The organism is Yoonia sp. (assembly GCF_017854565.1).
Lineage (GTDB): Bacteria > Pseudomonadota > Alphaproteobacteria > Rhodobacterales > Rhodobacteraceae > Yoonia.
On record NZ_JAFMHJ010000085.1, the window covers coordinates 1 to 6539 of the forward strand.

Consider the following 6539-nt stretch of genomic DNA (forward strand, 5'->3'; position numbering starts at 1 on the left):
AGCACTTCACGTCGTGGCTCTGTCTGGCCCCAGGCAACAAAATATCGGGAGGCAACCGTATGAAACGCGATCTGGCGATCAGGGCACTGAAGATGGCCATCGCCCTGCGATCACCGCCCAAGGACTGTATCTTCCACAGCGACCGTGGCAGCCAATACTGTTCGCACGACTATCAGAAGATCCTGCGGGAGCATGGGTTCAAGGCGTCAATGAGCGGCAAGGGTAATTGCTATGACAATGCCGCCATTGAGACCTTCTTCAAGACGATCAAGGCCGAGCTGATCTGGCGCAGGTCGTGGGAAAGGCGTCGCCACGCCGAAACCGCCATCTTCCAATACATAAACGGCTTCTATAACCCACGCCGTCGACATTCAGCATTGGGAGGAAAAAGCCCCTTGGCATTCGAACGCCAGGCGGCCTAAACGAGCACTTGGAGCGGCACAAATATGCGACAAGACCACGCCAACATGGGCACCGACCGGATCACACCTGCCATGAAACTGAAAATGGCCGCGTAAGTTCTACTGTCGCACCCCGCTAAAAATGGTGAGATTACCGGGTGATCGACGTTTTGCGGCCGCAAATCATGTTCGCTAGCCCCCTTATGGATGGCGTTACCGAACATGCGGAATTTATTCGACTACCAGACTATCTGGCGGGAACGCTCTCTGATATCCGACTGCCTAACGTGATGTTCAGCCACCAAAAATTTTCCCCCATTATTTTTAATAAGCTATTCGTAGATGCTCTTAACAACTCAATTATTGAGATTGTCGCACCGGAGGGGCTCATTACGTCTCGGCGCATAGCATTCGGCAAGCCACCTGAGGGCGCTAAGACCTCGCAGTCGCACGACTGAACGTTGGTGCATGGGAGGTCGGTATTTTCTGGATAGCGGACCAACGCGGTTTGCGGGTGTCGTTTTTTTGCCATTCGGATTCAGCGGCGGCGTTCCCGCCAAGTCGTGGCGACTTGGCGGGTTTGTCGTTTACAGGATCTTGATATTGGCCTTTTTCACATCGGCCATAAAACCGGCCAGACCTTTGTCGGTCAGGATATGGTTTGCCATGGCTTTGATCACGGCGGGCGGTGCTGTCGCCACATCTGCGCCGATCTTGGCACAATCGCTCATGTGGTTGGCGGACCGGATCGACGCGGCCAGGATATTCGTTTCAAACCCGTAGTTGTCATAGATCGTGCGGATATCTTCGATCAGTTGCAAGCCATCAAGGTTGATATCATCCAGCCGACCGATGAATGGGCTGATGAAAGTGGCACCGGCTTTGGCCGCCAGCAGCGCCTGATTGGCCGAGAAACACAAGGTGACGTTCACCATGATGCCGTCGTCCGACAGCGCCTTGCAGGTCTGCAGGCCGGCCCATGTCAGCGGGACTTTGACGGCGATGTTGTCGGCGATCTTGGCCAGCTTGCGGCCTTCGGCCAGCATGGTTTCGGCGTCCAGTGCGACGACCTCGGCCGATACGGGACCATCGACAAGGTCACAGATTTCCTTGGTGACCTCAAGGATATCACGCCCCGATTTGGCGATCAGCGACGGGTTGGTTGTGACCCCATCGACCATTCCGAGGGCGTGCAGTTCCTTGATCTGGTCAATCTCGGCGGTATCTACGAAAAACTTCATCTCTTCACTCCGGGCATGGGTTGGTGTTTGTTACTTCAGCGTCTACCTGATGACGTACAATGCGGAAACCCTCAAAAGGCGGCTATGACAGACAGCTATTTTCACGAAGGCGATCTGGTCGGTGTGCTGACCACGCAGCCGCTTGACCGTTTGCTGGACTATAAAGCACCCGAAGGCGGCTGTCACCTTGGTGCCTTTGTCGAGGTGCCGCTTGGCCCGCGCAAAGTGATTGGTGTCGTCTGGGCACCGGGCAAGGGCGACTATGATCGCGCCAAGATCCGATCCGTGATGCGCGTGCTGGATGTCGCACCCATGCGCGATGAAATGCGCACCTTCCTGACCCGTGCCGCCGATTATACGCTGACACCGATGCCTGCCATGCTGCGCCTTGGCACGCGCGCGCCCGGCCTTGGTGATCCGCCGTCAATGCGCACGGTCTATCGCCTTGGGACCGGCGAACCTGACCGCGCGACCGCCGCCCGCACGAAGGTCCTTGAGGTGCTGCGCGACTATGGCGGTTTGTCGTTCACGCTGCGTGAATTGGCCGAGATGGCCGATGTGGGGCCGTCCGTCGTCAAGGGGCTGGTCAAGCAAGGCGCGGTGAGCGAAGAAGAAGCGCCCCGCGACACGCCCTATCCCGCGCTTGACCCCGACTATGGTGGCAAGGCCCTGTCGGCTGATCAGGCCAGCGGTGCCGAGGCCCTGCGTGCCGCCTTGCGCACCGACGCATACGGCACGACCCTGCTCAAAGGGGTCACCGGATCGGGCAAGACCGAAGTCTACCTGGAGGCTGTCGCCGAATGCCTGCGCATGGGCCGTCAGGCGTTGGTTCTGCTGCCTGAAATTGCGCTCTCTGGCGAATTCATAAACCGGGTCGAGGCGCGGTTCGGGATGAAGCCCGCCGAATGGCATTCCGGCGTTACCATGACAGAGCGCCGCCGCTGTTGGCGCATGGTTGGCCAGGGTGCGGCACAGTTGGTCGTCGGGGCTCGCTCTGCCCTGTTTCTGCCCTACCAGAATCTCGGGCTGATCGTGGTCGATGAGGAACACGACACATCGTACAAACAAGAGGACGGCGTGCTTTATAACGCCCGCGATATGGCTGTGCTGCGCGCGGCCATCAATGGGGCGCAGGTGGTGCTGGCCTCGGCCACGCCATCGTTGGAAAGCTGGGCCAACGCGCAGGCCGGCAAGTATCAGCGTCTGGAACTGACATCGCGCTTTGGGGCGGCCGTCATGCCCAAAATGTCAGCGATTGATATGCGCGTAGAGGATGTGCCGGGGGGGCGGTGGGTTTCGCCCACGCTTCGGGGTGCGATTGCACAAAGGCTCGAGCGCAAAGAGCAATCTTTGATCTTCCTCAATCGGCGCGGCTATGCCCCGATCACATTGTGTCGGGCCTGCGGGCACCAGATCGGCTGTGACCATTGCGATGCGCGGATGGTTGAACACCGATTTCTGAAACGGCTGATGTGTCACCAATGCGGCGAGACAAAGCCGATGCCGACCAAATGCCCCTCTTGCGACGCCGAAGACAAACTCAGCGCCGTCGGTCCGGGTGTGGAACGGATGGGCGAAGAGGTCGCGGCGCTGTTTCCGGACGCGCGCATCGCGGTATTGTCGTCGGACCTTTATGGCTCTGCCCGCGCGATGAAGGCGCATATCGAACAGATCGCGCTTGGCGGGACCGACATTATCATTGGCACGCAATTGGTGGCCAAGGGGCACAACTTTCCATTGCTGACGCTGGTTGGTGTGATCGACGCCGATCTTGGCCTGCAAGGCTCTGACCTGCGCGCAGCCGAGCGGACATTCCAACTGATGCGACAGGTCGCTGGCCGTGCCGGGCGGGCGGAAACCCCCGGCGAGGCGATGTTGCAGACCTATCAGCCCGAACATCCCGTGATACGCGCGATCCTTGCCGGTGATGAAGAACGCTTTTGGGCCGCCGAGGCCGCCGAGCGCAAGGCAGCCGGGGTGCCGCCCTATGGCCGTATGGCCGGGATTATCCTCAGCAGTCCCAATGTTCAGGAAGTCTTTGATCTGGGCGCCGAAATGGCCCGCATGGACGGGCCGCTGCGGCGGGTCGGGGCGCAGGTGTACGGGCCCGCGCCTGCACCGATCGCGCGTGTGCGCGGACGGCATCGGGTGCGTCTTTTGGTCAAGGCCGACAAATCGGCGCAGCTGCAACAGGCGCTGTCGCAATGGGTTGCGCAATTTCGGCTACCCAAAAACCTAAGGCTGTCGATAGATATTGACCCCCAAAGCTTTTATTAGGGACGGTTGCGGGTTTTGACGCACTGACTGTCAAAGAGTCTCGGGCAGATATTGCGCTGATCGGCGCGCCTCATGCGCCGTCCAGGTGCAATGAACGGTCGGTCAGATTATGAACAGCAACAATACCGCGATCCCGAACCACAACGATGATATCGCACAGATTAATCAAGATGGCGTCAAACTTGGCTCGTGGAACCTTGCGGCCATGACGCGGTTGGCGCCGATTTGTGCCTTTTGGGTTGGCAACTCTCCCTTCGGCCTTGCGCTGTTTTCGGTTGGTTGCACAGCTTTCGCATTTGGGGTCGTCGTCACCGCGCCCCGTTTCGCCAAGGCTGTGTTGGCTCTGGTTTTGTTGCTGCAAACCATGGCCTTGACCGTCGCCTTCGCGGGGCACCCGTGGCAGATTGACACCCACATGGTCTACTTTGCGATCCTTGCCGTGATTTCGGTGATGTATGACGTCAGGGTGTTGCTGGGATCAGCCGCTTTGATTGCACTGCATCATCTGGGAATGAGCGTAACCATGCCCACAATGCTGTATCCGGACATCACAGAGGGGTATGTCGCGCGCACCTTGCTCCATGCGGCCGTCGTGGTCATGGAAACGATCATTCTGACGGTGTCACTGCTGCAACGCGCCGCGATAAATTCGGAATTGACCGCCCAACGCGACGCGATGGAACTGACAACCAAGGCGAACAAGATGGCAGAAGAGACAGCCCAAAACGAACGCGAGGCTGCGACCGAAGCGGTCGATCTCCTCAGCAGGCATCACAAAACCCTGTCAAATCGGGATTTTTCGACGCTGATCGACGCTGAACTGGCCCCGCAGTACGATCAGATGCGGGTGCATTTCAACAATCTCGTGACGAACCTGCTTGCGGTGAATGTCGGTGTCGAGGCCGCGCGCGCCGGCGACTCGGGTCGGGGCTTTGCGGTCGTTGCGTCCGAAGTCCGGGCATTGGCACAACGCACATCCGATGCGGCCCAAAGCGTGAAGCAGCTTATTTTCAAGAGTTCGCAAGAAGTCGAAAACGTATCAAGCCTCGTCAATGCTGCGGGCAAGGCATTGTCGGGGATTGTCGATCAGGTGTCTTGGGCCAGCACGATGATCGGAGATATCACCCAATCGGTTGGCCAGCAGGCCAGCGTTGTGCGGGACCTGAACGATGCGGTGCAATCGCTTGACAAGGCGACGCAGCACAACGCGGCCATGTGCGAGGAAATGACAGCGATGGGCCATCAATTGGCGCAGGGATCGCATGTTCTTTCTGATGCACTGTCTGGTTTCCGGTTCGGCAATGAGCGCAACATGCGCATGGCAAGCTAGAAAAGCGGTCTAGCGGGACCCGACCGTTTCGCCCATTTCGGCGCGCCAATGTCGACGGCACAGCGAAACATAACGGTCGTTTCCGCCGATTGCGATCTGATCACCGGTTGCCATGACCTGCCCATCCGCATCCTTGCGCACGACCATCGTCGCTTTTTTTCCGCAGTGGCAGATCGTGCGCACCTCGCGCATTTCATCTGCCAGCGCCAACAATGCAGCCGAGCCGGGAAACAGTTGCCCCAGAAAATCAACCCGAAGCCCAAAGGCCATGATTGGTACGTTCAGATCGTCGACTGCGCGTGCCAATTGCCAGACCTGGTCCGTCTCCAGAAACTGCGCCTCATCGACAAAGACGCAGGCGCAGGGTGCTTGGTCCAGGCGGTTTTGGATTTTCTGATACAGGTCTTCACCTTGGGCAAAGGTATCGGCATCCGCCCCGATCCCGATCCGGCTGCCGATCCGGCCCTGACCCGCGCGATTGTCCAGCTGGGCGATCATCAAATAGGTTTCCATCCCACGCTCGATATAATTGTGGGACGCCTGCAAAAGCACCGTGGATTTCCCGGCATTCATCGTGGAATAGTTGAAATATAGCTTTGCCATACCGTGTCATTAGCGCTGGGATAGCTACCTTGGCAATCCCGCAGGGACGTCGTTTTTGCCTGCAATGACTTTTCAATCTTTCTGATTGTGCTAGCAACGCAGGATGCATGCGCGGAACAAAGCGCGCGTGAAATTGAATGACACCACCGAGAAAGTGCGCGAATTGATGATGGATACGCAAGACATGCCCAATATTGTCCCCGGCGCGCTTCAGCCTTTGGATATAGCCGCGCTCGCCGGCCCCGATGACCCCGGGCACCCCCCGCGCATATTGCTGCTTTATGGTTCCTTGCGCGACGTCAGCTATTCGCGGCTATGTGCAGAAGAGGGCGCGCGCGTACTGCGGGCCTTGGGCTGCGAAACACGTTTCTTTGACCCGTCGGGCTTGCCTTTGCCTGATGATTCTGATGCGAACCATCCCAAAGTGGCCGAATTGCGCGCACTGGCAATCTGGTCGGAAGGCATGGTCTGGTCCAGCCCGGAACGGCATGGGGCCATGACGGGCATCATGAAAACGCAGGTGGATTGGCTGCCCCTGTCGCCAATTGGTGGCATCCGGCCCACGCAGGGCAAGACGCTGGCGGTGATGCAAGTCAGCGGTGGGTCGCAATCATTCAATACGGTCAACCAGTTACGCATCCTCGGGCGCTGGATGCGGCTGATCACAATCCCGAACCAATCTTCGGT

At 58.5% G+C, this 6539-nt stretch carries 7 protein-coding genes; 5 read left to right on the plus strand and 2 right to left on the minus strand.

All coding sequences use genetic code 11. From position 1 onward, the window contains the following. Together QZ196_RS16940 and QZ196_RS16945 are read left to right on the plus strand one after the other, a co-directional pair. The coding region (locus QZ196_RS16940) for an IS3 family transposase (protein WP_296428525.1) at positions 1–422 on the plus strand (422 nt) is incomplete at its 5' end. A 137-nt stretch (positions 423–559) separates the two neighbouring features. Next, positions 560–859, plus strand: a complete 300-nt coding sequence (locus tag QZ196_RS16945; RefSeq protein WP_296428527.1) for a hypothetical protein — start codon at positions 560–562, stop codon at positions 857–859. A 129-nt stretch (positions 860–988) separates the two neighbouring features. Here the strand turns inward: QZ196_RS16945 and fsa are convergent, their stop codons facing one another. Continuing rightward, positions 989–1642: a fructose-6-phosphate aldolase gene (gene fsa, locus QZ196_RS16950; RefSeq protein WP_296428528.1), complete on the minus strand. Its 654-nt coding sequence runs from the start codon at positions 1640–1642 to the stop codon at positions 989–991. Positions 1643–1726: 84 nt separating this feature from the next. On the opposite strand from fsa, the gene QZ196_RS16955 reads away from it, so the two are divergent. Together QZ196_RS16955 and QZ196_RS16960 are read left to right on the plus strand one after the other, a co-directional pair. Then, positions 1727–3919, plus strand: a complete 2193-nt coding sequence (locus QZ196_RS16955) for a primosomal protein N' (protein ID WP_296428529.1) — start codon at positions 1727–1729, stop codon at positions 3917–3919. A 109-nt stretch (positions 3920–4028) separates the two neighbouring features. After that, positions 4029–5249, plus strand: coding sequence for a methyl-accepting chemotaxis protein (locus QZ196_RS16960; protein ID WP_296428530.1), 1221 nt, complete (start codon positions 4029–4031; stop codon positions 5247–5249). 9 nt (positions 5250–5258) lie between these two features. On the opposite strand, the gene QZ196_RS16965 is transcribed toward QZ196_RS16960, so the two are convergent. Next, positions 5259–5852, minus strand: a complete 594-nt coding sequence (locus tag QZ196_RS16965; RefSeq protein ID WP_296428531.1) for a thymidine kinase — start codon at positions 5850–5852, stop codon at positions 5259–5261. A gap of 166 nt (positions 5853–6018) precedes the next feature. Here QZ196_RS16965 and QZ196_RS16970 point away from each other — a divergent pair. After that, positions 6019–6539, plus strand: a 521-nt coding sequence (locus QZ196_RS16970; protein ID WP_296428533.1) for an NAD(P)H-dependent oxidoreductase, incomplete at its 3' end; no start/stop codon positions are given.

Excerpts from the sequence above, each read along its gene's own strand:
- QZ196_RS16955 (WP_296428529.1), top strand. The coding sequence starts at position 1,727 with ATGACAGACAGCTATTTTCACGAAGGCGATCTGGTCGGTGTGCTGACC.
- fsa (WP_296428528.1), bottom strand. The coding sequence starts at position 1,642 with ATGAAGTTTTTCGTAGATACCGCCGAGATTGACCAGATCAAGGAACTG.
- QZ196_RS16960 (WP_296428530.1), top strand. The coding sequence starts at position 4,029 with ATGAACAGCAACAATACCGCGATCCCGAACCACAACGATGATATCGCA.
- QZ196_RS16965 (WP_296428531.1), bottom strand. The coding sequence starts at position 5,852 with ATGGCAAAGCTATATTTCAACTATTCCACGATGAATGCCGGGAAATCC.